Below are 25,768 nucleotides of genomic sequence, written 5' to 3' on the forward strand. Positions count from 1 at the left end.
CCGGCGCCGGGGGTGACCCGGACGCGGCTGTAGGCCTCGTCGGGGCCTCTGCTGAGGTTGTCGAGCTGGCTGGAGACCGCCCTGTCGGCGACCGCCGCGGCGAGCGAGGCGGGGTCTGCCGCCGCTCGGCTGCTGCTGGAGCCTTGTTGGGCAGGGGTGGCTCCGGGCGGGGCGGCACTCGCGGGTGACGCGGGAAGCGTCAGGGTCGCGGCCGTGGCCAGGCCGGCGACCGCCGCGAGTAAGGCTTTGGGTTTCACGCTGTGGTGCTCCTTTCGGCGGGCTCCCTCCGGCCGTTGCCGTCTTGTGGGCGTGCGCGGGCCGCCGCACGGTCAGGGGTGTCCTGGGTCGCGGGGCGTGAGGGGGATGTGGGGGGTGATAAAGGGTGACGGATACAGCAAGCGGACCGTTTCGCCTTGTTGCCGCCAGACGCTAAGCGTTGGTGGACTGCTCGAAAATACGTATGTTCATCGGTAGGCATACCGACATTTCTGTTACCGCTGGTCACACCCATCCACGTGCGGATAACAGCCACGATGCTGGACAATCAGGCACGTGCAGTTCGGCATCCTGGGCCCGTTGGAGGTGCGATCGGCCGGCGGCGACCCGATCGCCGTGGGCGGTCCCCGACCGCGTGCCCTGCTCGTCCTGCTGCTGCTGGAGGCGGGCCGGACGGTCGGCGTCGACCGGCTCATCGACGCCCAGTACGGCGAGAGCCCGCCGGCCGGCGCGGCCAACGCCGTGCAGGCGCAGATCTCCCGGCTGCGGCGCAACCTGCCCGCCGACCTGATCGAGTTCCACGGCGCCGGCTACCGGCTGGCGGTCCCGCCCGAGGACGTCGACGCCCACCGCTTCGAGCGGCTGGCCCGCGACGGCCGGCGGCTGCTCGCGGCGGGCCGGCACGCGGCGGCGGCGGCCGTCCTGCGGGAGTGCCTGGACCTGTGGCGCGGCCCGGCGCTCGCGGACGTGCGCGAGGCCGCCTTCGCGCCCGGCCAGGCCGACCGGCTGGAGGAGCTGCGCCTCGCGGCCCGGGAGGACCTGTACGAGGCCGACCTGCACCTGCCCGAGGCCGAGCCCGCGGCGGGGCTGCGCGAGCTGGTCGCCGCCCACCCGCTGCGGGAACGCCCGCGCGCCCTGCTGATGCGCGCCCTGCACGCGGCCGGACGGCAGGCGGAGGCGCTGGCCGTCTACGACGAGGCGCGGCGGCTGCTCGCCGACGAGCTGGGCGCCGACCCCTCGCCCGAGCTGGCGGCGCTGCACCTGGCGATCCTGCGCGGCGAGCAGCGGCGCGCGCACGCCACGCGGTCGGCGCCGCCGCCGCAGCTCACCACGTTCGTCGGCCGCGAGGAGGAGCTGGCGCGCCTGGCCGCGCTGCGCGGGGCGCGCCTGGTCACGATCACCGGCCCCGGCGGCACCGGCAAGACCCGCCTGGCCGTCGAGGCCGCCACCCGCGGCCAGGAGCGGCAGGCGTGCTTCGCCGACCTGTCGCCCGCGGCCGGGGAGGGACAGGTGCCGCTGCTGGTGCTGAACGCGCTCGGGCTGCGCGAGTCGGCGCTCAGCCCGGGCGTCCCCGGCCTGGCCGACCCCGCCGAGCGCCTGGTCACCGCCCTCGCCGAGCAGGACCTGCTGCTCATCCTGGACAACTGCGAGCACGTCGTCGCCGAGGCCGCCACGCTGGCCCGCCGCCTCCTGGCCGGCTGTCCCGGCGTGCGCGTCCTGGCCACCAGCAGGGAGCCGCTGGGCATCACCGGCGAGCACCTGGTGCCGCTGCCGCCGCTGGGCACCCCGCCCCCGGGCACTCCCGCCGGGGACGCGCTCGCCTACCCGGCGGTCAGGCTGTTCGCCGACCGGGCCGCCGCCGTACGGCCGGGGCTGGAGCTGGACCTCGACGCGACGCTGCGCATCTGCGCGGCACTGGACGGCCTGCCGCTGGCCATCGAGCTGGCCGCGGCCCGGGTGCGCACGTTCCCCGTGGCGGAGATCGCCGCGCGGCTGGCCGAGCACGGCCGGTTCCGGCTGCTCTCGCGCGGCGACCGCACGGCCGCCGCCCGGCACCGGACGCTGCACGCGGTGGTGGAGTGGAGCTGGGACCTGCTGGACGCCGAGGAGCAGGTGCTGGCCAGGCGGTTCTCGGTGTTCTCCGGCGGGGCCCGGCTGGAGGCGGTCGAGCGGGTGTGCGGCGAGGACAGCGCCGTGCTGCTGGCCGATCTGGTGGACAAGTCGCTGGTGGAGACCGCCGGCGACCGCTACCGCATGCTCGACACCGTCCGGCTGTTCTGCGCCGAGCGGCTGGCCGAGGCGGGCGAGGAGCAGCGGATGCGCGCCGCGCACGCCGCCTGGCACCTGGCGCACGCCCGGCACGCCGAACCCCACCTCTACCGTGCCGAGCAGCTCGAATGGCTGGCCCGCCTGGGGGCCGACGACGCCGATCTCCAGGCCGCGCTGCGCTGGAGCGTCGAGCACGACCCGCCGGCCGCGCTGCGGCTGATCGCCGCCCTGGCCATGTACTGGTATCTGAGCGGGCGGCGCGGCCAGGCCGTCCAGCCGGCCCGGCGGCTGCTCGACGTGCTCGGCACCGAGCCGCCGGCGGGCCTGACCGACGAGTACGTGCTCGCCGTCCTGCACGCCGCCCCCGGCACCGGGTCGCCGCACTGGAGGCGGGCCGCCGAGATCACGACGGACCCGGACCGGCCGGTACGGCATCCGTTCGCCGCCGCACTGTGGGGCATGACCGCGGGGCCGCCCGAGCGCGACGTGGAACGGCCGCGGCAGCGCGAGCTGGGCGGCGACCCGTGGAGCCGGGCGCTCGGCCGGCTCGGCGAAGCGCTGCTCATGCTGCTGAACGGCGGCATCGTGGCGGCCGAGCGGGAGCTGGAGATCGTGCTGGCGGAGTTCGGCGCGCTGGGCGAGCGGTGGGGGAAGGCGCAGGGGCTCGACTGGCTGGCGGTCATCGCGGGCTGGCGCGGCGAGTGGGCGCGGGCGACGGAGCTGTGGGCGCAGGCGCTCGAACTGCTCGACGAGCTCGGGGCGCTGGACGAGCTGGTGGACGTGCTGTGCCGGCGAGCCGACGCCCGGCTGCGCGCGGGCGACCTGGCCGCGGCCAGGGCCGACTGCCTGCGCGCCCGTGAGCTGGCCCGCGAGCTGGGGCGGCCCGAGCTGACGGCGGCCGTGCACGTGAGGCTGGGCGACCTGGCCAGGATCGAGGGGGATCTCGGCGAGGCCGCCGAACGGCTGCGGGACGCGCTGGCCGCCACCGCTCCGGGCTCCCCGCTGGCCGGCAGCACGGATCCGCAGGTGCTCACGGCGCTGGCCCGGCTGGCCCAGGCCAGGGGCGAGGCGGCCGAGGCCGTGGCCCGGCACCGGGAGGCGGTGGCCGTCGCGCTGCGCTCGCCGGTCGACAGCGACCTGGCCGACGCCGTCGAGGGCCTGGCCGGGGCCGCCCTGCTCGACGACCCGCCGGAACGGGCGGCGCTGCTGCTCGGCGTGGGGGTGGCGCTGCGCGGGACGGCGGTGACCGGCGACCACGACGTGGCCGCGACGGCCGCCGCCGCCACGGCCGCGCTCGGCCCGGAGCGCTTCGCCGCCCTGTACGCCCGCGGCGCCGCGATGACCAGGGACGAGGCCCGGTCCACGATCCTCACCTGACAGTCCGCCGAAATGCCCCTGACAGTCCGGGACGGCCGCGCCCGGGACTGTCAGCCGGTCGTCGCCGGGCTGTCAGCGCTCCCGGCGAGGCTTGCCGGCATGAGAGACAACCTGCACAACACCCGCGTACTCATCTCCGGCGCCAGCATCGGCGGCCCCGCGCTGGCCCACTGCCTGGCCCGCCACGGCTGCAACGTCACCGTCGTGGAGAAGGCGCCGGCCCTGCGCGAGGGCGGCCAGGCGGTGGACTTCAAGGGCGAGACCCACCACACCGTCCTGACCCGCATGGGCATCCTGGACGACGTGCGCCGCCTCCAGACCGGCGGCACCGACCAGTACTTCGTGGACGCCGACGGCCGCACGCTCGGGGTCATGCCCGGCGAGTTCACCGGCGGCGACATCGAGATCCGCCGCGGCGACCTGGCCCGCCTGCTGTACGAGCGCACCGCGTCAACCTGCGAGTACGTCTTCGGCGACTCCATCACCTCGCTCACCGAGGCCGCGGGCGGCGTGCACGTCACCTTCGAACGCTCGGCCCCCCGCACGTTCGACCTGGTCGTGGGCGCGGACGGCATCCACTCCAACGTCCGCAGGCTGGCCTTCGGCCCCGAGTCCGAGTGCGTGGACTTCCTCGGCCACTACTACGCGCTGGTGGAGCTGGACACCGACTTCGGGCCGCACGGCCAGATGTACAACGAGCCCGGCAGGATGGTCGCGGTCGGCGGGCCGAAGGCGCCGGCGTTCTTCGTCTTCGCCTCGAAGCGGCTCGACTACGACCGTTACGACGTCGAGCAGCAGAAGGCGATCCTGGAGCGGGCCTACGCCGGCATGGGCTGGCGCACCCCGCAGGTCCTCGACGCGGTGCGCGGCGCCAAGGAGGTCTACCTCGACTCGATCAGCCGGGTGAGCATCGACCGGTACGTCCACGGCCGGGTGGCGCTGCTGGGCGACGCGGCGTACGGCAGCACGCTGGGCGGGTTCGGCAGCGGGCTGGCGCTGGTGGGGGCGTACGTGCTGGCCGAGGAGCTGGCCGCGGCGGGCGGCGACCACCGCGTGGCCTTCGCCGAGTACGAACGCCAGATGCGCCGCTACTCCAAGGTCACGAGGAGCGGCAACAACGCGGGCACGTTCCTGGCGCCCGGCTCCCCCGCCGGGATCCGCATGCGGAACTGGACCTTCAAGTTCGGCTTCCTGCTCGGCCTGATGATGAAGGTGACCGACAAGTTCGCCACCAACATCGCGCTGAAGGACTACTGAACGGGCACCCGGCCCACGCCCGCGTCGAGCCGGAGCCGGGGCATGTCGTCCAGCGGCGGGAGGTGGTCGTCGTCGGTGAGCCGCCAGTCCTGGACGGGCACCAGGCCGGGCCCGATCAGCTCGAACCCGTCGAACAGCCGCAGCACCTCGCCGTGGCTGCGGAACGCGCCCTGGGCGGGCGAGCCGGCGGTGGCCGGGCGGAGCTGGGCGATGGCCTCGGGAGAGCTCTCGGCCATCGCGTGGGAGAGCACCAGATGGCTGCCGGGCGCCATGGGCTTCCTGAAGGCGGCGACGATGCCGGGCGGGTCCTCGGCGTCCATGACGAAGTGCAGCACGCCGACCATCAGCACGCAGACCGGCTGGTCGAAGTCGATGAGGCCGGTGACGTGCGGGTCGGCGAGTATGTCGGCGGGCCTGCGCAGGTCGCCCTGGATGCCGGCGACGCCGGGCTGGTCGGCGAGCAGCACCTGGGCGTGCAGGCGGACCATCGGGTCGTGGTCCACGTAGACCACCCGGCAGGCGGGGCTCACCTCGCGGACGGTCTCGTGGATGCTGGGCGAGGTCGGGATGCCGGTGCCGAGGTCGATGAACTGGCGCACGCCCTGGCGGGCGACGTGGCGCACGGCCTCGATCTGGAAGCGGCGGTTGGCCCTGGCGACGGCCCGGGCGTCGGGCGCGACGGCCAGCAGCCGCTCGGCGACCGCGCGGTCGACGGCGACGTTGTCCTTGCCGCCGAGCAGGTAGTCGTACACCCGGGCGGAGCTCGGCACGTTCGGATCAACGCCGGGCGGAACACGTTCTAGCTCAGACATGGTGACCCATTTCCTCGCCTGCCACTGTTCGGTGGCCATACTAATCGGTAACTTACCGGAACGTGTTCTATTCGGCCGCGTAACCGCAGGGGCGGGGGTCGTCGAACTCGGGGTCGAGCTCGATCCTGCTCAGCACCGTCGCGTCGATCGGACGGCGGATCGTGCCGGCCGTGGCGCAGTCGTAGAACACGTACGCGCCGGAGTCCTGGCCGAGCACCAGCCAGCGCTGCCCCTTCGACAGGAGCTTGCCGGAGTCGTCGCGCACCTCGGCCCACTGGTTGGAGAACCCGGTGAGCTGGAGCAGGAGGTTGGCCTCGCCGCGGTCGTGCACCGCCTCGGCCCCCTGCGTCATCCAGCCGACGAGCACGAACCCCAGGCCCACCCCGACCAGCGCGCCGGTCAGCACGCGCATCGCGGCCCGTCCGGTGGGCCGCGCCCGCAGCAACCGGTACGGCACCAGCAGGCAGAACAGCCCGACCACCGCGACCGTGATCAGCACCGGCGTGCCGGTGACGTCGAGGATGCCGAGCAGCCCCCAGTACGCGACGCCCGACAGCGCCGCGCCCACCGCGGCGGCCAGCCACGGCTGCTCCCGCCCCCGGTCGAGAACGCGTCCGGCGGCGCCGCGGGTGATCCGGTCGAGCAGCCACCAGGCGCCCACGACCAGGCCGAGCAGCGGCAGCAGGGTCAGGAAGAGCAGCACGAGCGTCGCCACCAGGTGGCCGAAGATGCTCGCCTGGGTGAGCCCGGCCTGCTCAGGGGTGATGCCGAAGGTGTCGTAGACGCTCTCGAAGCCCAGGTAGAGCAGGGCGTACACGGCGACGGCGATCGGCACGACGACCGTGCCGATCTTCTCCATCACCTCCAGCACGCTGCCCCTGGTGGACGCGGTCCCCGGCGCCGTGGCGACGGGGGGCGCGGCGGGTGCCGGGGGCGCTGGGGGGAGCGTCTGATGTGTCATGGCACAAGAGGATGCATCAGGCCAGGAGCGGCGTCATCCGCCGGGCCGGGCGAAGCGGCGCAGCAGGGCGTCCGCCTCGGCGAAACCGGCCACCACGTCGGCGGCCGTGCGCCGTTCGCGCACCATCCCGACGGCCTGGCCCGCGTAGATGCAGGCGGTGTCGAAGTCGCCGTCGCGGCGGGCGGCGGCGATCCGCGCCGCGGCCTCCTCGTCGGCCGCCAGCTCCTCCTCGTGACCGGCCCAGCGGTCGAAGAACGTGTTGCGCAGGGCCCGGCCGCCGTACTCGGCCGGCCAGTCGAGGCGCTGGGCCACGTCGAAGACGCGGCCGTAGGCGGTGTCGGTCTCGGCCGCGGCCAGCACGCGGGCCGCCGCCGTCTCCGGCAGGGCCGTCTCCGCGCAGCCCATGAACGCGGTGCCGGCCCACGCGCCCTCGGCCCCCGCCGCCAGCACGGCGGCCAGCCCGCGCGCGGTGGCGATGCCGCCCGCCGCCAGCACCGGGACGCGGACGGCGTCGAGCACGCTCTGGAGCAGCGGCAGCGTGCCGACGTCGGCCCGGCCGTGGCCGCCCGCCTCGGCCCCGCGCGCCACGACCGCGTCGACGCCGGCCTGCTCGGCGGCGCGGGCCTCGTCGGTGGTGCCCGCCTGCGTGACGACCGTGATGCCGGCCTGCCGCAGCTCCTCCACGTACCGCTGGTACGGCCCGAAGCTCACGGAGACGAGCCGCGGCCGGGCCGCGAGCACGGCCTCGAACTGGGCCGGGTTGCCGGGCAGCGCCCAGGCCATGAGCCCGATCCCGTACGGCCGCCCGCTCGCGGCGGCGACGGCGGCCTCGGCCTCGATCCAGGAGGCGGGGGCGGCGGCGGACACCCCGATCACGCCGAGCGCGCCGGCCGCGGAGACGGCGGCGGCCAGCCGGCCCGCGCCCACTCCGGCCATGGGCGCGCCCACCAGGGGCACCGTCAGCCCGAACCGCTCGGTCAACCACGTCCGCACGCCGGCCTCCTTGCACGTCGCCTGCCGTTGTCAGTCTCGCACCCCGCCCTCTGCGAGCATGGCGGGAGGGCGACAACGCAGGATCCGTACGAAAGTAGAGCCGGATGACCGATGCGCCGGAGGCGGCGGCTGTGCATCCTGGTGGGGACGGGTCCGGCGCGCGTGGCCTGTTGTGAACCCGAGAGGAGTCGCCAGGACATGGACAGCGCTGCGAGCCGCCCGACCGTGGTCTTGGACAACGGTGTCGTCGGCCGGATCATGCTGGCCCACCGGTCGAGGAGCGATCTCGTGCTCGTGCTCGGCATGGACGGCACCCTGCTGAGCTGCGACCTCGACGGCATCGCCTGCGTGGTCGGTGGCCGCCCCCTGTGCCGCGACGGCTGAGCCCCGGCGGAGGCGGCGACGCCCCCGCGCCCGGCGGTCAGGACCGGGCGACCAGGGCGGCCAGTTCGCCGACGGCGGCGAAGTCGTTGGTGAGGCGGTTCTTGGTGAGGGCGACGGCGGTGCCGGTCGCGGTGTCGGCCCACGCGTAGCTGCCGCCCGCTCCGCCGATGCCGAACGCCGTCGCGCTCTCCTGCGGCGAGCCGCCGGGAAGCCCGATGGTGAAGCCGAGACCCCACGTCGAGGGCATGCCGAAGACCTCGTCCGGGCCGCTGTAGGCCACCGTGGTCGCCTCGCGCAGCCGCTCCGGCGAGATCAGCCGCACGCCGTCCACCTCGCCGAGCAGGGCGGCGTACATGCGCGCGATCGCCCTGGCCGAGGTCTTGCCGCCGGCCGGGATGTCGGCGGTCAGGTAGTCGGGCCTGCTGCCGAGGGCGGCGTTGGGCATCAGCTCCATCGGCCCGGCCCTGAACATCGGCAGGTCGGCCGGCATGTCCCCGAACGCCGACGGGTCCATCGGCTCGTCCTCCAGGCGGGCCAGGCGGTGCTGCTCCGCCGGCGGCATGCCGAAGTAGAGCTCGCGGGCCACGCCCAGCGGGCCGGAGACCTCCTCCAGCAGCACCTGCGAGATGCGCTTGCCGGTGGCCCTGCGGACGATCTCGCCGACGAGGAAGCCGAAGGTGTAGGCGTGGTAGCCCATCTTCGTGCCCGGCTCCCACCACAGCTCGGCGTTCTCCAGGGCGGCGACCATCTTGTCCCAGTCGCAGACGTCCTCGGGCGTGGTGTCGAGCGGCACGCCGGGCACGCCGGCCGTGTGGGTCAGCACGTGGCGGACGGTCACGCCGCCCTTGCCGTTCCCGGCGAACTCCGGCCACAGGTCGGCGACCGGGATGTCGTAGTCGTACAGGCCGCGCTCGGCCAGCATGTGGGCGACCGTGGAGGTCGCGCCCTTGCCGATGGAGAAGTTGTAGAACGGGGTGTCGGAGGTGACCGGCCGGCCGGTCTCCGGGTCGGCCACGCCCGCCACCACGTCCACGATCTGCACGCCGTCGCGGTAGACGGCCACCTGCAACCCGCGCTCGGCGCCTGACTCGACCAGCTTGTCGGCGGTCTGCTGCACCTGCTGCTGAAGGTCGCTCATGAGGTCGTCACTCCTGTTCGTTTCGGGAACTGGACGGTACAGTACTCACACGAGTACGGAACTGTCCAGTACTATGCGAACTCATGATCGAAAAGGTGGCGTGACGGTGACCGACGAGGACGGCCGGACGGCCCGCAAGCGCAGGCAGATCCTGGACGCGGCGCGCGCGGTGTTCCTGCGCAACGGCTACGTGGGCGCGAGCATGGACGAGGTCGCCTCGATCGCCGCGGTCTCGAAACAGACCGTCTACAAGCATTTCAGCGACAAGGAACAGCTCTTCACCACGATCATCCTCGACACCACGGCGCAGATCGAGGGCCTGGCCAAGCTGATCACCGAGTCGCTGGAGGGCAACGACGACCTGGAGAAGGGGCTGCGCAAGCTGGCCCGCGAGTTCCTGGCCTCGATCATGCAGCCCGACGTGCTGCGGCTGCGACGGCTGATCATCGCCGAGGCCGACCGCTTCCCCGACCTCGGCCGCACCTGGTACGAGCAGGGCTTCGAGCGTTCGCTGGAGAGCATGTCCACGGCCTTCGGCCGTCTGGCCGGGCACGGCCTGCGGCCCATGGACGACCCGCGGCTGGCCGCCGACCACTTCGTCGGCCTGCTGCTGTGGATCCCGGTGAACAGGGTCATGTTCGCGGGCGGCGGCGAGCACCACACCGAGGCCGAGCTCGACCGGCTCGCCGACGCCGCGGTCGAGGTCTTCCTGCGCGCCTACGGGGCCTAACCGGTCAGGAACTGCTTGAGTCCGGCGGCCAGCGAGCCGGCCATCTCCCCGCGGAACTCCCCGTCGGACATCTTGGCGGCGTCGCCCGGGTTGGCCATGTTGCCGCACTCGATGAACACCACCGGGCGGGTGGACAGGTTGAGCCCGCCCAGGTCGGTGCGGGTCTGCAGGCCCTGCTCGCCGGTGTAGGTGGCGTACGGCAGGCCGGTGCCGTCACGGAAGGCGTTCCGGACGGCCACGCCGAGCTTCCTGGACGGCTGGATGATCGCGTCGTTGTGCCCGGCCACCAGGCCCGGCAGGATCACGTGGAAGCCGTGGCCCGCCGGCGGCGCGCCGTCGGCGTGGATGGACAGGACGGCGTCCGCCCGCGCCTTGTTGCCGATGGCCGCCCGCTCGTTGATGCAGGGGCCGACGCCGGTGTCGTCCGGCCTGGTCAGCACCACCTTGGCGCCCATGTCTTCGAGCAGCGGCTTCAGGCGGTTCGCGACGTCCCAGGTGAAGGCGTGCTCGGTGTAGCCGGCGGCGGTCTGGGTGCCGGTGGTGTTGCAGGGTTTGCGCCCGGTGATGATGTCGACCGGGCGGCTGATCTCCTTGGGATGGGAGGCGTTGCCGCCGTTGTGCCCGGGATCGAGCACGACGACCTTCCCGGCCAGCGCGTTCCGCGTGCTCTGCGACGGCGAGCCGGAGGTCACGACCACCCCCTGGGTGGTGCGCACGGGGCCGCCGCCGCAGGCCGCCGACAGCGCGGCCAGGGCGGTCAGCAGCACCGGGACGGCTGGGTGAACGCGCATGCTAGTCGCGGTCCCAGTTCAGGCCGGGCACCGGCGGCTCCTCGCGCTTGCGGATCAGGTACGGCGGCATGACCAGGGCGTGCAGGTTCGTCGAGAGCAGGGTGCCGATCGACTGCTCGGGCGTCTCGGTCAGCGGCTCGCCGGGGCCGTTGAGCGAGGCGTTGACCAGCACCGGGGAGCCCGTGGCCGCGTGCCACCCGGTCAGCAGGGCGTGCAGGAACGGCGTGGCCCGCTCCTCCACGGTCTGGATCCGCGCCGTGCCGTCCACGTGGGTCACGCCCGGCAGGCTCGCGCGGTGCTCGGGGCGCACGTCCACGACGCACTGCAGGAACGGGGCCGGGCGGTCGACGCCGAAGAGGCGCTCGGCGTGCTCGGCCAGCACCAGCGCGGCCAGCGGGCGGAACCACTCGCGGCCCTTGACCTCGAAGTTGACGTAGTCCTGCACGTCCGGCCTGGCCGGGTCGGCGAGCACGCTGCGGTTGCCGAGCGCGCTCGGGCCCGACTCGCTGCGGCCCTGGTGCAGGCCGACGACCCGGCCGCTCTCCAGCAGCGACACGGTCGCGCCGACGAGGTCCGCCGGCTGCTCGGCCACCAGGCCGTCCGGCAGGCTCCGCACCGCGGCGGTGATCTCGGTCTCGTCCGGGTCGGGGCCGAGGAAGTCGTCGGTCCAGCGGAAGCGGCTCTCGACTCCAAGGCATTCGATGAGCCCGTACAGGGCGCAGCCCAGGGCGGTGCCGCCGTCGTGCGGGCTCGGCGGGATGAACACCTCGCGGAACGGCGACTCGCGGACGATCCGGCCGTTGGCCGTGGCGTTGAGCGCGGCGCCGCCGGCGTAGACCAGCCGGTCCAGGCCGGTCTGCCCGTGCAGCCAGGCGACCACCTGGGCCAGGGCGTTCTCGAAGACCCGCTGGCCGGCCGCGGCCAGGTCCGCCGCGCGGGAGAAGCGCTCGCCGCCGGGCTCGTAGACATAGGCGTCCCGCTGGGCGAAGGTCTCGATCCACTCCTCGGGGATGAACACCTCGTGGCCGCGTACGTCGAGGTCGGGCAGGCCGTAGACGTACGCGTCGCCGAACGGGGCCAGGCCCATGACCTTGGCCTCGTTGCCCTCGCCCTCGGGCCACAGCAGCCTGGTCAGCAGCGTGTAGAAGCAGCCGAGGCCGGCCGGCCGGGCCCAGTCGCCGTCCCAGAGCTGCTTGGCCAGGCACTCGACCGGGCCACCGCGCTCGCAGCGGTAGAACGAGGCGACCTCCAGCATGTCGTCGCGGGTGCCCTTCGGCAGCCGGACCGGCTCGGTGAAGTCCCTGACCCGGCTGCCCTGCGCGCCGATCACCAGGCCCGCCGCCCGGTCGAACGGCGAGGGCGGGAACGCGCTGTAGAGGTGGCTGAGATGGTGGGAGACCAGGACGACCCGGGCGTCCTCCTTGAGGCTCAGCGTCTCGCGCAGCTCCTCCTCGTAGGCGTCCTTGTGCTCGATCTCGGTGTCGGCGGCGTATCCCTCGACCACGAGGTCCACGGGCTCCTTGAGCAGCGGCATCTCGGGCAGGTACAGGTCCGGCAGGTCGCCCAGACGGCCCCAGTGGTGCCTGCGCCGGGTGATGCGCTCCTTCTGCAGGCTGTACATGCCCGACTCGCCCACAGCGACAGCAACAGAACCATCCTGAGTACGATTTATGCCGACAACGATAGGAACATCCGTCATCTCTGGTGCCTCCTGGGCTGTGATCACCGGCACCAGTACCCGGGCCCGGGACAAGACCATCCCTCAACCGCGTAACGGACACGTCAGCCCGCAGCCGCCCGCGAACCGGGCGAACTTGTGCGCCGGGCGCGCAGTCAAACCCTGCATGACGACGAAGCACATCATCGCGGCGGCGACCCTCGCGACGGGCGTCGCGCTGGCCGGGATCGCCTCCCCCGCGCTCGCCGCCCCCGCCTTCGGCCCCCAGGGATACGGCGGGGTCACGCTGGGCATGAGCGCCAAGGCCGCCCAGGCCACCGGGAAGATCGTCCACAAGCCCGGCCTCGACTCCCCCGCCTGCTCCGGCTGGGACCTCAAGGCCCAGCGGACCGGCCGCGACGCGGTCGGCCTCTTCATCTCCAAGAAGCAGGGCGTGGCGATCATCTTCGCCCCGAAGGGCGCCAGGACGCCGCAGGGCATCGGCATCGGCTCGACCGACGCCCAGCTCAAGCGCGCGTACGCGAACAAGCTGCGGACGGCCGCGAGCGGCTTCCCGTACGTCGCCGTGCCGGGCAACGCCAAGGCGCACTACTACTTCCTGCTCCGCGGCGGCAAGATCTACGAAATGGGCCTGGCCCTCGACAAGCAGGACTGCGCGAACTGACGATCCGAGACCCCGGCGACCATCGGTTGACGGGGCCCGATCGGGCGGCACCGGCTTCTCCATGAAGCCGGTGTTTTTTATTTCCCGATAAATAGGGTCTAGCCCGGAGATGCGAGTTTTTGGTACAAATTGCCGCTGGCGGCTACACGCTGCTTCCTGAACCGGTCATCCACCAATTCCTATAGTGAGCGGGCCGATTTTTGCTTGCCGATGATTTCTTCTTCGTCTGCTGGGACGCGACGGGCTCGGGCAAGCCTCGGCTGCACGTCCCGGGCGTGGCGCTCGGCCTGGCCGGGGCGCTGCTCGCGGAGCTGGTGCTGGAGCAGCGGATCACCGTCGAGGGGGTCCGGCTGCGGGTGGTCGACCGGCGCCGGGTCCCGGACGAGCTGACCGGAAAGGTGCTGACCGAAATAGGCAATTCCCCGCAGCACACCGATGTGCGGACCTGGCTGGCCTACCTCGCACAACGCTCGGTCACCGAAGTAACCAGCCGGTTGATGGGTAATGGTCTGCTCGACCGCGAATCCCCGAGGCTGCTCAAGCGTAAACAATTCCGCTATTTCTCCACGGACTTCAACCGGGCCATGTGGCCCTCCGCCCGGCTGCGGCTCGCGCTGGTGAAGTGGCAGCCGCTGACCCCGCACGACATGGCGCTGGCGGCGCTGGCCGAGGCCTGCGACCTGACCGACGTCGTCGTCGAGGACCCGGCCGACCGGCGCGGCGCCCACCAGTACCTGACCACGGTGCTGGCCGCGATGCCCCAGCCGCTCAGCGACCTCGGCCGCCAGGTGAGCGCGGCCGTCGGCGACGCCGTCCTGACCTACCGGACGTGAGCCCCGGGCCGCCGACCCGACCACACCGCACCTGAACCCCCCAGAAAGGAACGCGATGCCCTCCGCGAGATCCGGCGCCGCGCCCGACCCGATCGCCGGCGCCCTGGCCGCCGACCGGCTCGGCGCGCCCTCGGTCGTCTACTTCGTCCTGTCGGCCGCCGCGCCGCTCACCGTCGTCGCCGGTGTGATCACCACCGGCTACGCCGTCACCGGCATCACCGGGCTGCCGATCGCGTTCCTGGTCGTGGGCGCGGTGCTGGCGGTGTTCGCGGTCGGGTACGTGGCCATGGCCCGTCACATGGCCAACGCCGGCGCGTTCTACACCTACGTCAGCCGGGGCCTCGGCCGTCCGGCGGGCATCGCGGCGGCCTGGGTGGCGCTGATCGCCTACAACGCGCTCCAGGTCGGCCTGTACGGCGCCTTCGGCGCGGCGGCCACCCCGCTGCTCGAACGCTGGTTCGGCGGCGCGCCGCCCTGGTGGGCCATCTCGCTGGTCGCCTGGGCGCTGGTGGGCGTGCTCGGGCTGATGCGGGTGGACGTCAACGGGCGGCTGCTGGCCGTCCTGCTCACCGCCGAGGTGGCGGTCATCCTGCTGTTCGACCTGGCGGACCTGGTCAACCCGGCGCGGTCGGGGTTCTCGGCCGAGACGCTGTCGCCCGCGGCGCTGTTCGTGCCGGGGGTGGGGGCGCTGCTGGTCATCGCGACGCTCGGGTTCGTCGGGTTCGAGTCGTCGGTGGTGTTCTCGGAGGAGAGCCGGGATCCGCGGCGTACCGTGCCGCTGGCCACGTACGCGTCGGTGGCGATCATCGCGGGTCTGTACGCGCTGTCGTCGTGGGCGATGACGGTCGCCACGGGACCGGCGGACATCGTCGCCGCCGCGCGCCGCGACCAGGCCGAGACGATCTTCATCATCGCGAACCAGCACCTCGGCGGCGCGGTCGTGGACATCGCCCGGGTGCTCTTCGTCACCAGCGTGTTCGCCGCCATGATCTCCTTCCACAACACCACCGCCCGGTACTTCTTCGCGCTCGGCCGCGAGCGGGTGCTGCCCGCCTTCTTCGGCCGCACCCGGCCGCGCAGCGGCGCGCCCCGGTCGGGCTCGATCGCGCAGACCGTGCTCGGGCTGGTCGTCATCGTGGTCTACGCGGTCCTGGGGCTCGACCCGCTGGTGCAGCTCTTCTTCTACGGCGGCTCGTTCGGCGGATTCGGGGTGCTGCTGCTGGTGTTCGTGACCTCGATCGCGATCGTCGCCTTCTTCGCCCGGCAGCCGAGCGGCGAGAACCTCGCGCGGCGGTTCCTGGCCCCCGTGCCCGCCGCGCTGGCGCTGGCGGTGATGGTCTGGCTCGCGCTGGACAACTTCCCGACGCTGCTCGGGGTGCCCGAGGGCGATCCGCTCGCCTGGATCCTGCCGGTCGTGTACGCGGTGGCCGCCCTGTTCGGCGTGGGCTGGGCGCTGGTCCTGCGCACGGGACAGCCGAGCGTGTACTCGCTGGTGGGCATGGGCGCCAAGGCCGCCGCCACGCCGGAGGCCGTCCGTTGAGGCGCGCACAGGACGTCGCGGCGCACGACGTCCGCCGGGCGACGGCCGGGGACGCCGGCGCGGTCGCCGAGCTGATCGCGACCGCGTTCGCGCGGCTGCCCGCGGTGTCGTACCTGGTGCCCGAGCCGGCCGGGCGGCACGAGATCATGGTGGCCGACTTCCTGATCCTGGTCTCGCACGCCATCGAGCACGGCGAGGTGGACCTGCTCGACGAGGGCCGCGCGGTCGCGGTCTGGCTGACGCACACCGCCGACGCGCCGCTGCCCGAGCCGCCCGACTACGACCGCCGCCTGGCCGCCGCCACCGGCAGGTGGGCCGACCGCTTCCGGGTGCTGGACGAGCTGTTCGAACGGCACCACCCGGAGCCGCCGTACCACCACCTGGCGTTCCTGGCCGTGCACCCGGACCACCAGGGCCGGGGGCTCGGCTCGGCGCTGCTGCGCCGCCACCACGCCCTGCTGGACGGCGCGCCCGCCTACCTGGAGGCCAGCAGCGCCCGCAGCCGCGACCTGTACGCCAGGCACGGCTACCAGGCCGAGGAGCCGTTCGCGCTGCCCGACGGCGCGCTGTTCTGGCCCATGTGGCGGCCCGGCGTCACCGGGTGAGGCAGGGCCCCTCGCAGACGTCGGCGACCACGCCGGTCCTGAGGAACACCGACTTCTGCAGCTGGGCGGCCGGGGTCCTGCGCGGCTTCTCGTGCGGGTCCTCGCCCTGCGTAGGCGGGGTGTTGGTGAGCGGCGGCGCGGGGGCGCCGCTGTCCCACATCACCAGGGCCGAGCCGGGATGGGCCCGGCCGCGGATGCCGGGGATGCCCCAGAACGGCACGACGTCCGGGCTGCGTCCCGGGGCGAGGGCCGGGGTCAGCAGCCGGGCGCCGACGGTGCGGGCCTCGACCTCGGCGGTGACCGTGGCCACCTGGTGGTCGCCGAAGGCCACGTGCATGAGCACCCGGTGCCGCGGCGTCCCCGGGTAGGGGCGGTCGGTCAGATGGGCGGCGTAGCCGTCGGCCTCGCCGCGGTCCCACAACATCTGCATGAGCGCCAGGATGAGCTGCTGGTCCAGCTTGTCGGGGTAGGCCCGGTCGAAGGCGGCCTGGAAGGGGGCGGCGTCGGCGCTGCGGTTGAACAGGGTGCTGTAGTTCATGCCGGTCACGCCGAGCACGCCGCGCTCGATGTCCTTCGACAGCGCGACCAGCGCGCCGCCCAGGATGCCGCCCTGGCTGTTGCCGTCGTACACCAGGCCGTGGCGCGGGTCGATCAGCGGGCGGCCGCCGGCGGTGCGGAAGGCGGGGTGCGCGGCGAAGCCGCCGGGGGCGGTCATGGCGCGGCCCAGGAACATGAAGTCGAGGAAGCCCTGCAGCGTGCGGTCGGGGATCGTGCCGAACCGGGAGATGTCGGTGAAGACGGAGACGACGTTCGGGATGTCCTCGTCGGCCATGCCGATCCACTTGGTGGCGCAGAAGAGGAAGCCGTGCTCCTGCGCCATGGTCTTCACGTTCGACGCGCCCACCTCGGAGTGCCTGCCGAGCAGGCCGTGGCCGTACAGGGAGGGCCGGGCGGGGCGGTCGAAGGCGACGCGGGGGATCTCGCAGCGGAAGGGCGCCACCTGCTCGTTGCCGGGCAGGCGGGCCGGCAGGCCGTCGGGGCCGCGGTTGAGCGCCGACCCGGGCGGGCCGCCGGGCCGGTCGAGGTAGCTCGGCACGCGGAAGGTGCCCTCGACCCGGCGGGCGATCTGGGCGTCCTGCTCGGGGGTGAGGTCGGTGACCGAGGTGACCTCGAAGGCGGGCGCGCGGCCGCGCAGCGTGCGCAGGGCGTCGTCGCGCATGGCCAGCGCCGGGCCGGCCAGGCCGCGCGCACTGGCGACGGTGAAGTCCCAGGCCAGGTAGAGGCCGCGGGTGCCGATGCCGGCGCGGCGCAGCGCGGACAGCGCGGGCTGGAGGCGGCGCTGACGGTCGTGCAGCTCGTGGTCCGGCGGCAGGGGCGGCCCGGCGACCGCGGTGAAGGCGGGGCTCGGCGGGATCGGGGCGCCGGCGGCGTCGCGGAGGTCGCGCAGGGCGACGGCGTACCGGTGGCCCTCGCTCAGGTTGCGAGCCGGGCGGACGATCAGGGCCTGGCGGTCGGCGGGCGCGTTCGCGTCGAGCTCGGCCCAGTACGGCCACCGCTCCCCCGTCACCGTGTCCAGCAGCACGACGGGCGCGTCCCGGTCCAGCGACCTGCCGATGTCGGTGATGGGCGCGGCGCCCGTCCTGGCCAGGTCGAGCCCCGGCACCCTGGCCAGCAGCATCGAGCCCGGCGAGAAGCCGTCGTTCCTGTTCCACTCGGCGGGCGCGATCGGCACGCCGGCGACCGAGACCGGCATGGACCCGGCCGCGAAGGCCACCCGGCGGCCCGTGTCGGTGCCCCGGTCGGCGACGGTGAACCAGTCGTTCGGGAACGGCAGCAGGCAGGCCGCCGGGTCGATCGGGTCGCAGCCGGCCGGTTCGGGCACCGCCGAGGCCGGTGACGCCGTCGGGGCCGCGAGCGACGCGCAGGCCAGGGCGAGGACGGCGATGAGACGGGGAAGCACGCGCACGGGCACCTCGGGGGGCTGATCGAGGCCGGGGGTTCGGGCCATGGTGGATCGCGCCGGGGCCGCCGTCAATCGGCTTCGCGGAATGCCGCCCAGATTTGTGAGGCGTCACAGATTTGACCGTCCGGATTTACCGCCCTGTCCAGTTCACAGAAGGACGAGCAGGGCTCATCGTCATGTCTGCGAATTCAAACGACCTCGAACGACGCGAGCCACGTGGAGTGATGATGCGCCGTCGTACGTTCATCAGGACCGTCTCCGCGGCGGTCGCGTTCTCCGGGGCGATGTGGCACGACGCCGTCGCCTCCGCGGCGGGCGCGGGCGTGAGCCCGTACGGGCCGCTCGGCGCCCCGGACGCCAACGGCATGGCGCTGCCCGCCGGTTTCACCGGCCGGGTGGTGGCCAGGTCGGGCCGGGTCGTCGGCGGCACGCTGTGGCACCCCGCTCCTGACGGCGGCGCGTGCTTCGCCGACGGCTCCGGCTGGATCTACGTGTCCAACTCCGAGGTGCCGCTCGTGGGCGGGACCTCGGCGATCAGGTTCAGGGCCGACGGCTCGATCGACCGGGCGTACCGGATCCTGAGCGGCACGAACCTCAACTGCGCGGGCGGCGCGACCCCGTGGGGCACCTGGCTGTCCTGCGAGGAGATCTTCCGCGGCAAGGTCTACGAGACCGACCCGTACGGCAACCGCTCCGCCCAGCAGCGCCCCGCGATGGGCAAGTTCAAGCACGAGGCCGCGGCCTGCGACCCCGACCACAAGGTCGTCTACCTGACCGAGGACGAGGGCGACGGCTGCTTCTACCGCTTCACCCCCACCACCTGGGGCGACCTGTCCAGCGGCCGGCTCGACGTGCTCTGCGGGATCGGCGGCGACGACGTCGAGTGGCGGCCCGTGCCCGACGCGACGCCCGGCGTCTTCGACACCCAGACCAGGCACCAGGTCTCCGCGGCCCGGCACTTCAGCGGCGGCGAGGGCTGCCACTACGCCGCCGGGATCTGCTACTTCACCGCCAAGGGCGACCGCAAGGTCTGGGCCTACGACACCGCCCGGCAGACGGTCACCGCGGTCTACGAGGGCGGCGGCACCCTCGACGGCGTCGACAACATCACCGGCCGCCCGTCCGGCGACCTGTACGTGGCCGAGGACGGCGGCAACATGGAGATCAACATCATCACCCCCGACGGCGTGGTCGCCCCCGTCATGCGCCTGGACGGCCAGGCCAAGTCGGAGATCACCGGCCCCGCCTTCTCCCCCGACGGCACCCGGCTCTACTTCTCCTCCCAGCGCGGCACCAGCGGCGAGACCGCCGGGACCGGGGGGATCACGTACGAGGTGACCGGGCCCTTCCGCCGCTGACCAGCACGGCTTCACCCCACCGGGGCCGCTGACCGGCCCGGCCTCCGTCACCGGAGCCGCTGACCGGCACGGCCATCGCACCCCCCACCTCCGCCGAAGGAGTCCTCCATGGTCCGACGGTTGCTCGTCCTGCTCTCCGCGACCGCCCTGGCGCTCGGCGTCGTGCCGCCCGCACACGCCGCCCAGGGCGAGGTGTACGTGGCGCTCGGCGACTCCGCCGCGTCGGGTCCCCTGGTGCCCAACCAGGTCGTGCCCGACCTCGGGTGCTGGCGTTCCGACCACAACTACGCCCATCTGACCGCCCAGGCCATCGGCGCCGCCACCTTCAGGGACGTCACCTGCTCCGGCGCCAAGACCCGCGACATGTACAACTCCCAGGGCACCGACCTCGGCAGCGTCGCGCCCCAGCTCGACGCGCTCAGCTCGGACACCACCCTGGTCACGGTGCAGATCGGCGCCAACGACGTCGGCCTGACCGGCTTCATCGAGGACTGCCTCAACCTGCTGCCCCCGCCCATCGGCGACGCCTGCAACGACGACTACGTCGTCAACGGCCAGGACTCCTGGCGGGTCAAGACCGACGCCCTGCGGCCCAAGCTGACCACGCTGGTGACCGACATCCGCGCCCGCGCCCCGCGTGCCCGGATCTTCATGGTCGGCTACGCCACCTACGCGCCGCCGAACGGCTGCTACCCGACCGTCCCGATCATCAAGGCCGACGCCAACTACATCCGCGCCACGCTCCAGTACTTCAACCAGATGCTGGCCGAGCAGGCCGCCGCCGCGGGCGTGTCGTTCGTCGACCTGCAGACGCCGAGCGTGGGCCACGACCCGTGCAAGGCCCCCGGCGTGCGCTGGATCGAGCCGTACGTGCCGGCCTCGCCCGCCGCCCCGTTCCACCCCAACGGTCTCGGGATGCGGAACTTCGCCACCGTGGTGACCGCCGCGGTGTCCGGAGTCTGAACGCGCCGAATCGCGCGACGGGAGCCGTCCCCGCCCGGGGGCGGCTCCCGTTCACTTGCGGTGCTGGCGTCTGGCGGCCAGCGCGGCGCCGATGCGTTGCAGGTGTGCCGGGTCCACGGGGTCGAGGCCGGTCAGGCTGACGGCCCTGCGCAGGCGGTAGTCGACCGTGTTGGGGTGCACGTGCAGCAGCTCGGCCGTACGGCGGCGGTCGAGGCCGGTGTCCAGGTAGACCGTGAGCGTCCTGAGCAGGTCGGGGTTGTCGAGCAGCGGGTCGAGCAGCCCGGCAAGCACGGCGGTGGCCTGGCTCGGCCGGGTGAGCTGGTACTCCAGCAGCACGTCGGCCAGCCGGTAGGCGCCCGGCGGCTGCTCGAAGACCCGCACCACCTCCAGGACCTCCTCGGCCAGCTTGACCGCCTCCGGCACCCCGGGCGGCGCGGCGATCTCGGCCGCCGCCCACACCGGCACCCCGGCCGCCTTGGCCATCGCGGCGGCCGTCTCGCCGACCTCGTACCAGTCGGGGTCCTCGCCGGTGATGGGCACGAACACCAGGCCGCCCGTCGTGTCCAGCACCGACAGCACCGGCTCGGCCGCGCCCCGCTGGAGCGCCGTCCTGATCCGGTGGAGCTTGCGGCGGCCCGCGATCGACCCGCCCGGCTCGTCGCTCTCCTCGTCGGGATGCCGGCCCACGGCGAGCGCCAGCACCAGGTAGCGCGGGGCCAGCCGGACCCCGGCCAGGGCCGCCCGGTCGCCGCCCAGCAGCGCGGACACGGCGGCGTGCAGCGCGTGCTGCTCGTGGCTGAGCATCCCCTCGCGCTCCTCCAGGTACGCGGTGCACACGGCGGCCGTCACCGACTCCGTGTAGAGCAGGATCAGGCGGTTGGCCGCCAGCACGTCCTCGAAGTCGGCGGGCGTGGCCGCGGCGAACAGGTGCTCCCACACCTTGCGCGCGCCCAGGTGGTAGGCGGCCAGCAGGGCCTCCAGCGGCACGCCCTCCTGGGCCCGGCGGGCCGCCGACGAGCGCAGCGGGGCCAGCTCGGCCCTGGTGGGCGGGCGGCGGTCGCGGAACATGCGGGCGATCAGCCGCAGGTTGTGCTCGGTGATGACGGTGATCTCGCCGTCGAGCTCCTCCCTCGGCAGCCGCCGGTAGAGCGGGATCTCCTCGGCGAAGCCGCGGACGAGCTGCCTGGCCAGCTTGGCGGTCTGGCGTTCGAGCAACTCGTGCGCGACGCACCCGGCCAGGGTGAGGGCAGGGACCACGTTCGAAACCCTCCCAGAACATCCGGCGTCAGTGAAGGCCCCGCCGGCGTGCGGCGGGGCCCTGCGCAGGTCAGGCCACCTGGGGTCACTGCCTGGTCAGCTTGAGCCGGACGGTGTAGGTGTAGTCCGTCTCGTCGGTGCCCTCGACGATGGTGGTCTCGGTCGTGTCCGCGCCGACGGCCAGGCCCGCGCAGACCGAGCCGTGCGCGGTGGCCTTGCCCAGGCTGTCGCCCTCGCCCACGATCGGCGGGGTGACCTCGCGCAGGTCGAACTTGACGTCCTCGCTGCCCACCAGGAGCGTGGACGGGTACTCGAAGTCGGCCGGGTCGCCGTCGCCGCCGGTCTTCATCGAGAAGTAGTTCGCGCTGAACTTGGGGAACAGGTTCCCGTCGACCTTGAAGCGGAGCTCGTCCTTGCCGTCGCGTTCGGCCACGTTGTTGGCGTCGATGTCGTACAGGGTGATGACGCAGGAAGCGGTGGTGGCGGCGGTCGTGGCGGCGGCCGGGCCCGCGGTCAGGGCCGTGGGGGCGGCGACGCCGGCGGCCAGGGCGAGCGTGGCGATCAGTCGGTGAGCGTGCATGCTGTCGTGTCCTTCGGTCCGTGCCTCGCGGCTCTCGCGAAGCCGGTCCCAGAGTGCGGACGGCGTCGTGAGCACATCGTGAGAGCACAGGTCAGTGGCGCGGAACACGCGCTGTCTGTGGCTTTTGGCGCGGTCTGTCCAGGCGGCCGCGCCTACTGTCGTCCGCCATGGGAGAGTCGCTGACCCTGCTGCTGCTCGGGCCGCCCGACCTGGCCGTCGGGGGCGCGCCGGTGGGCCTGCGTGCGGCCAAGTCCAGGGCGCTGCTGTGCTACCTCGCCACCACGACCGGGCCGCGGTCGCGGTCGGAGCTGGCCGCGCTGCTGTGGGGCGAGCGCCCGGACGCCAACGCGCGCGGCAGCCTGCGGCTGGCGCTGTCGGAGCTGCGCAGGGAGGTGGGCGGCTGGCTCGACATCACCCGCGACCACGTGCGCTTCCTCGGCGACCGGGACGGCTGCTTCGTGGACCACCGGCAGCTCATGGCGGCCTCGACGGTCCAGCAGGCGCTGCGCCTGTGGCGCGGGGAGTTCCTGGACGGCGTCTGCGTCGAGGCCCCCGCCTTCGCGGGCTGGCTGGCGGAGGAGCGCGACCGGGTGCGCGCGCTGCTGCGCGACCTGCTCACCCAGGCCGGGGCCGACGGTTCCGCGCAGGTGGTGCGGCTGGCGCGGATCGTGGCGGCGCTGGACCCGTTCGACGAGGAGGCGCACCGGCTGCTGATGGCGTCCCTGGCCGGGGCGGGGAACCGGGCGGCGGCGCTGGCCTGCTACGACGACCTGCGCCACCGCCTGGCCGCCGAACTGGGCGTCGCCCCCGCCCCGGAGACCCAGGCCCTGCGCCGCGACCTGCTCCCCCGCCGCGCCGCCGCCGCGACGGCCGAGGCCGGGCGAGCGGCCCTGCCCCGCACCACCGCCGCGACGGCCGGGGCGGGGCGGGCGGCCCTGCCCGTTCCCGGTTCCGAGCTGGTCGGGCGCGCGGACGAGGTCCGGCGGGTGCGCGCGCTGGTGGCGGGGCGGCGGCTGGTGACGCTGGTCGGGCCCGGAGGGGTCGGCAAGACCCGGCTGGCCGTCGCGGCCGCCGCCGTTCGCGATGGCCGGGAGGTGGCGTTCGTCTCGTTCGTGGGCGTACGTCCCGAGGCCGCCGTCACCACGCTGGCCCGCCGCCTCGGCGTGGACCTCTCGCCGCCGCGTCCCGCCCTCGACCTCCTGCTGTCCGCCCTCGCCGGACGCCGGCTCCTGCTCGTCCTGGACAACCTGGAGCACCTTCCCGGCTTCGATGCGGTCGTGGGCGAGATCCTGCGCGCCGCGCCCGGCGTACGGGTCCTGGCGACCAGCCGGCGGCGTCCCGACCTGCCCGGCCAGGTGGCCGTCGAGGTGGCGGGGCTGCCGGGGCCGGCCGCCGAGGCGCTGTTCGCGGCCAGGGCGGTGCAGGCGCAGCCGTCCTTCGACCCCGACGCCGAAGCCGCCATGGTGGCCGCGATCTGCGCCGCCACCTGTGGCTTCCCTCTGGCCATCGAGCTGGCGGCCGGGCTGCTGCGCGCCGTCCCGTGCGCGGAGCTGGCCCGGCGGCTCGGCGTGGACCTGGAGCTCCTCACGGCCGGCGGTCCCGCCGTCCGTCCGCGGCACGCGTGCATGAGGACGGTCTTCGAGACGTCCTGGAGCCTGCTCGGGCCGCCGGAGCGGGCGGCGCTGGCGGCGCTGTCGGTGTTCGGCGGCGGCTGCACGCTGCCGCACGCGCTGGAGGTCGCCGGCACGACCCCGCGGGTGCTGGTCCGCCTGGTCGACCAGAGCATGCTGCACCTCACCCCGGCCGGACGGTACGCGGTCCACCCGCTCGTCCAGCAGTTCGCCGCCGCCCGCCTGGCCGAGGACCCGGCCACCCGCGACGCGGTGCGGAGGCGGCACGCCGCCTGCTTCGCCCGCCTGCTCGACCGGCACGCCACGGCGCTGCAGGACGCGTCGGACACCGAGGCCGTCCGGGTGCTCGGCGCCGACCTGGACAACATCAGGACGGCCTGGGCCGCCTCGGGCGACCCCGCCTTCCTCGACCACTACTGGACGTTGTGCCTGCGGTTACGCCTGTACGAGGAGTCGGCGGCCGTCGTGGGGCGGCGGCTGGAGAGCGGCGTGGACGTGCCGTGCCTGCGGGCGCGGTGGTCGCGGATGGCGGGGGTCAGCGCGTACCAGCTGGCCCGGGAGGGGGAGGCGGCCCACCTCGCCAGAACGGCACTGACCACCCTCGGCGAACCACTCCCCACCGGCCCGGCCGGGGCCGTCGTGGGTGTGCCGGCTGCCGCCGTGCGGCAGGTCGTCCATCGCCTGGCGCCGCCGCGGCGGACGGACGCGGCCGGCGCGGAGGCCGCCCAGGCGCTCACGTTGCTGGCCCGGCTCGCCTACCACCAGCAGGACCTGCCGACGATGCTGGTGGCCTCGCTCCGCCAGCTCAACGCCGCCGAACGCGCGCCGGACCCCGCCCTGCGGGCCGAGGCGTACGCGAACTTCGCGACGATCGCCCGGATTGCGGGCCGCCACGGACTCGCCGCCCGCTACGGCGGACTCGCCGACCGGGCACTGGACGGCGTCCCGCACCCGACTGAGGCGGCCAGCCGGGCACGACTCGCGCGCGGGCTGGACCAGCTCCACTCGGGCGCGTTCGGGGCGGCCCGCCGCTCGTTCGCCGAGGGACGGGCCAGGACGCTGGACCCCCGGATGGCGGAGAACTGCGCGGGCATGCTGGCCGAGACCGCCCTGTGGGAGGGGAAGTTCGCCGAGGCGGCGGAGCTGTTCGCCGAGACCGAGGAGCTGTCGGTCGGACGCGTCGGCGGGGACGACATCGGCCGCCACTGGTGCCTGGCGGGCCGCGCGGAGGCGCTGCTGCGGCTCGACGACGTGCCCGCCGAGCGGATCGCGGAGGTGCTGGCGGCGGCCCGCGCGTCCGTGGAACGGCGGCGCGCCCTCGCCGCCCGGCTCGGCCTCCATGACAGCCCGTCCCTGCACACCATCCAGTCCCTACGCCTCCTGACCGCCACCACCCGCCTCACCACCCCTCCCCACCAGCCGGCGACGACCGCAGCGGCCCCGGTGAGCGCGGCGGCACCGGAAGGGGCGACGGCCGCGCAGGTTCCGGAGGGTGGGGCGGCCTCGGAGGTTCTGGTGGCGGTTGCCGTCGCTGAGGTGCGGGGGGCGCTGGTTCGGGCGCTCGCGCTGGCGGACGGGTTGCCGTCGGCGCAGCCCGGCATGCTGGAGTGCTGGTCGGGGCTGGCGGAGCTGCTGTGGCACGTACGCGACCACGTGGACCGCGCGACCGCCCGCCGCCTCCACGCCCACCTGACCCGCTACCTGGCCCGCAACCCCGGCGCCGCGGCCAGGATCGGGTGGGCGCGCGCCCTGACGCTGGCCGCCGCGGGCAGGAGACGGGCCGCCGTCCGGGCCGCCGAACAGGCGGTGGCCGCCGCCGACCGCCTGGCCACCGCCTACGACCACCGCAGGGCCACCGACCTCCTCCACCACCTGACATCCGGCCTGTCACGCTCCCCCGGCTCGTGACAGGCGGGGTTGTCACGATCCGGCCCGTGAGGCAGGGCCGTCAGGATCCCCGGCCCGTGACAGGCCAGGCCGCCATGATC

At 74.0% G+C, this 25,768-nt stretch carries 19 protein-coding genes and 2 pseudogenes; 11 read left to right on the top strand and 10 right to left on the bottom strand.

Translation table 11 applies throughout. The annotated features are described in order from the left end of the window. A pseudogene (locus ACFYUV_RS23625) lies at positions 1–257 on the bottom strand (hypothetical protein); the annotation flags it as partial. Between the two features lie 295 nt (positions 258–552). Between ACFYUV_RS23625 and ACFYUV_RS23630 the strand changes: the two are divergent. After that, positions 553–3,642, top strand: a complete 3,090-nt coding sequence (locus tag ACFYUV_RS23630; protein ID WP_387671312.1) for a BTAD domain-containing putative transcriptional regulator — start codon at positions 553–555, stop codon at positions 3,640–3,642. A 99-nt stretch (positions 3,643–3,741) separates the two neighbouring features. Continuing rightward, positions 3,742–4,899 (top strand): FAD-dependent monooxygenase, encoded by a 1,158-nt coding sequence (locus ACFYUV_RS23635; protein ID WP_387671313.1) that lies wholly within the window; start codon positions 3,742–3,744, stop codon positions 4,897–4,899. Here ACFYUV_RS23635 and ACFYUV_RS23640 read toward each other — a convergent pair. The 3 genes and pseudogenes from ACFYUV_RS23640 to ACFYUV_RS23650 all read right to left on the bottom strand — a co-directional run. Next, positions 4,893–5,711: an SAM-dependent methyltransferase gene (locus ACFYUV_RS23640; protein WP_387671315.1), complete on the bottom strand. Its 819-nt coding sequence runs from the start codon at positions 5,709–5,711 to the stop codon at positions 4,893–4,895. The genes ACFYUV_RS23635 and ACFYUV_RS23640 overlap by 7 nt on opposite strands. A 67-nt stretch (positions 5,712–5,778) precedes the next feature. Continuing rightward, complete coding sequence (locus ACFYUV_RS23645) at positions 5,779–6,672, bottom strand: hypothetical protein (RefSeq protein ID WP_387671317.1); 894 nt, start codon at positions 6,670–6,672, stop codon at positions 5,779–5,781. 33 nt (positions 6,673–6,705) lie between these two features. Then, positions 6,706–7,674 (bottom strand): annotated as a pseudogene (locus tag ACFYUV_RS23650) (NAD(P)H-dependent flavin oxidoreductase); the annotation flags it as partial. A gap of 189 nt (positions 7,675–7,863) precedes the next feature. Between ACFYUV_RS23650 and ACFYUV_RS23655 the strand changes: the two are divergent. Then, on the top strand, positions 7,864–8,049 hold the full coding sequence (locus ACFYUV_RS23655; RefSeq protein ID WP_352320620.1) for a hypothetical protein: 186 nt from the start codon (positions 7,864–7,866) through the stop codon (positions 8,047–8,049). 37 nt (positions 8,050–8,086) lie between these two features. Here the strand turns inward: ACFYUV_RS23655 and ACFYUV_RS23660 are convergent, their stop codons facing one another. Continuing rightward, positions 8,087–9,187, bottom strand: a complete 1,101-nt coding sequence (locus ACFYUV_RS23660) for a serine hydrolase domain-containing protein (RefSeq protein ID WP_387671319.1) — start codon at positions 9,185–9,187, stop codon at positions 8,087–8,089. A gap of 106 nt (positions 9,188–9,293) precedes the next feature. On the opposite strand from ACFYUV_RS23660, the gene ACFYUV_RS23665 reads away from it, so the two are divergent. Beyond that, positions 9,294–9,917, top strand: a complete 624-nt coding sequence (locus ACFYUV_RS23665; RefSeq protein ID WP_387671321.1) for a TetR/AcrR family transcriptional regulator — start codon at positions 9,294–9,296, stop codon at positions 9,915–9,917. On the opposite strand, the gene ACFYUV_RS23670 is transcribed toward ACFYUV_RS23665, so the two are convergent. Next, a complete protein-coding gene (locus ACFYUV_RS23670) occupies positions 9,914–10,708 on the bottom strand; it encodes an N-acetylmuramoyl-L-alanine amidase (protein ID WP_387671322.1) in 795 nt (264 codons plus the stop codon). The two genes, ACFYUV_RS23665 and ACFYUV_RS23670, sit on opposite strands and share 4 nt — an antisense overlap. Before the next feature lies 1 nt (position 10,709). After that, the gene (locus ACFYUV_RS23675) at positions 10,710–12,329 is read right to left on the bottom strand and encodes a carbamoyltransferase C-terminal domain-containing protein (protein ID WP_387671324.1); all 1,620 of its coding nucleotides are present in this window, start codon (positions 12,327–12,329) and stop codon (positions 10,710–10,712) included. A gap of 223 nt (positions 12,330–12,552) precedes the next feature. Between ACFYUV_RS23675 and ACFYUV_RS23680 the strand changes: the two genes are divergently transcribed. The 4 genes from ACFYUV_RS23680 (at position 12,553) to ACFYUV_RS23695 (ending at position 16,028) form a co-directional block, all read left to right on the top strand. Continuing rightward, positions 12,553–13,050: a hypothetical protein gene (locus ACFYUV_RS23680; RefSeq protein WP_387671325.1), complete on the top strand. Its 498-nt coding sequence runs from the start codon at positions 12,553–12,555 to the stop codon at positions 13,048–13,050. A gap of 200 nt (positions 13,051–13,250) precedes the next feature. Next, complete coding sequence (locus ACFYUV_RS23685) at positions 13,251–13,883, top strand: GPP34 family phosphoprotein (protein WP_358291795.1); 633 nt, start codon at positions 13,251–13,253, stop codon at positions 13,881–13,883. A 55-nt stretch (positions 13,884–13,938) separates the two neighbouring features. Beyond that, positions 13,939–15,423 (top strand): APC family permease, encoded by a 1,485-nt coding sequence (locus ACFYUV_RS23690; RefSeq protein ID WP_387671327.1) that lies wholly within the window; start codon positions 13,939–13,941, stop codon positions 15,421–15,423. Further along, positions 15,420–16,028: a GNAT family N-acetyltransferase gene (locus ACFYUV_RS23695; protein WP_387671329.1), complete on the top strand. Its 609-nt coding sequence runs from the start codon at positions 15,420–15,422 to the stop codon at positions 16,026–16,028. Before ACFYUV_RS23690 ends, ACFYUV_RS23695 begins: the two co-directional genes overlap by 4 nt. Here the strand turns inward: ACFYUV_RS23695 and ACFYUV_RS23700 are convergent. After that, positions 16,018–17,988, bottom strand: coding sequence for a hypothetical protein (locus ACFYUV_RS23700; protein ID WP_387671330.1), 1,971 nt, complete (start codon positions 17,986–17,988; stop codon positions 16,018–16,020). The two genes, ACFYUV_RS23695 and ACFYUV_RS23700, sit on opposite strands and share 11 nt — an antisense overlap. 230 nt (positions 17,989–18,218) lie before the next feature. Between ACFYUV_RS23700 and ACFYUV_RS23705 the strand changes: the two genes are divergently transcribed. Both ACFYUV_RS23705 and ACFYUV_RS23710 read left to right on the top strand, forming a co-directional pair. Continuing rightward, positions 18,219–19,349: an alkaline phosphatase PhoX gene (locus ACFYUV_RS23705; protein ID WP_387672187.1), complete on the top strand. Its 1,131-nt coding sequence runs from the start codon at positions 18,219–18,221 to the stop codon at positions 19,347–19,349. Between the two features lie 108 nt (positions 19,350–19,457). Beyond that, positions 19,458–20,312 (top strand): SGNH/GDSL hydrolase family protein, encoded by an 855-nt coding sequence (locus tag ACFYUV_RS23710; protein WP_358291787.1) that lies wholly within the window; start codon positions 19,458–19,460, stop codon positions 20,310–20,312. 51 nt (positions 20,313–20,363) lie between these two features. Here the strand turns inward: ACFYUV_RS23710 and ACFYUV_RS23715 are convergent, their stop codons facing one another. Both ACFYUV_RS23715 and ACFYUV_RS23720 read right to left on the bottom strand, forming a co-directional pair. Beyond that, positions 20,364–21,569 (bottom strand): PucR family transcriptional regulator, encoded by a 1,206-nt coding sequence (locus ACFYUV_RS23715; protein ID WP_387671333.1) that lies wholly within the window; start codon positions 21,567–21,569, stop codon positions 20,364–20,366. An 85-nt stretch (positions 21,570–21,654) separates the two neighbouring features. Further along, positions 21,655–22,149 carry a hypothetical protein gene (locus ACFYUV_RS23720; RefSeq protein WP_387671335.1) on the bottom strand — a complete coding sequence of 165 codons (495 nt, stop codon included), beginning with the start codon at positions 22,147–22,149 and terminating at the stop codon, positions 21,655–21,657. Between the two features lie 167 nt (positions 22,150–22,316). On the opposite strand from ACFYUV_RS23720, the gene ACFYUV_RS23725 reads away from it, so the two are divergent. Continuing rightward, entirely contained in the window at positions 22,317–25,688 is a 3,372-nt protein-coding gene (locus tag ACFYUV_RS23725; RefSeq protein ID WP_387671337.1) for an ATP-binding protein, read from the top strand. Positions 25,689–25,768 lie beyond the last annotated feature (80 nt).

It is taken from the genome of Nonomuraea sp. NPDC003560 (assembly GCF_042878785.1).
Taxonomy (GTDB): Bacteria; Actinomycetota; Actinomycetes; order Streptosporangiales; family Streptosporangiaceae; genus Nonomuraea.

What these genes read in the sequence shown, in the direction of transcription:
- ACFYUV_RS23670 (WP_387671322.1), bottom strand. Translation starts at nt 10,708, where the DNA reads ATGCGCGTTCACCCAGCCGTCCCGGTGCTGCTGACCGCCCTGGCCGCG.
- ACFYUV_RS23720 (WP_387671335.1), bottom strand. Translation starts at nt 22,149, where the DNA reads ATGCACGCTCACCGACTGATCGCCACGCTCGCCCTGGCCGCCGGCGTC.
- ACFYUV_RS23710 (WP_358291787.1), top strand. Translation starts at nt 19,458, where the DNA reads ATGGTCCGACGGTTGCTCGTCCTGCTCTCCGCGACCGCCCTGGCGCTC.
- ACFYUV_RS23660 (WP_387671319.1), bottom strand. Translation starts at nt 9,187, where the DNA reads ATGAGCGACCTTCAGCAGCAGGTGCAGCAGACCGCCGACAAGCTGGTC.
- ACFYUV_RS23690 (WP_387671327.1), top strand. Translation starts at nt 13,939, where the DNA reads ATGCCCTCCGCGAGATCCGGCGCCGCGCCCGACCCGATCGCCGGCGCC.
- ACFYUV_RS23635 (WP_387671313.1), top strand. Translation starts at nt 3,742, where the DNA reads ATGAGAGACAACCTGCACAACACCCGCGTACTCATCTCCGGCGCCAGC.
- ACFYUV_RS23705 (WP_387672187.1), top strand. Translation starts at nt 18,219, where the DNA reads ATGCGCCGTCGTACGTTCATCAGGACCGTCTCCGCGGCGGTCGCGTTC.
- ACFYUV_RS23655 (WP_352320620.1), top strand. Translation starts at nt 7,864, where the DNA reads ATGGACAGCGCTGCGAGCCGCCCGACCGTGGTCTTGGACAACGGTGTC.
- ACFYUV_RS23645 (WP_387671317.1), bottom strand. Translation starts at nt 6,672, where the DNA reads ATGACACATCAGACGCTCCCCCCAGCGCCCCCGGCACCCGCCGCGCCC.
- ACFYUV_RS23725 (WP_387671337.1), top strand. Translation starts at nt 22,317, where the DNA reads ATGGGAGAGTCGCTGACCCTGCTGCTGCTCGGGCCGCCCGACCTGGCC.
- ACFYUV_RS23640 (WP_387671315.1), bottom strand. Translation starts at nt 5,711, where the DNA reads ATGTCTGAGCTAGAACGTGTTCCGCCCGGCGTTGATCCGAACGTGCCG.
- ACFYUV_RS23675 (WP_387671324.1), bottom strand. Translation starts at nt 12,329, where the DNA reads ATGTACAGCCTGCAGAAGGAGCGCATCACCCGGCGCAGGCACCACTGG.
- ACFYUV_RS23680 (WP_387671325.1), top strand. Translation starts at nt 12,553, where the DNA reads ATGACGACGAAGCACATCATCGCGGCGGCGACCCTCGCGACGGGCGTC.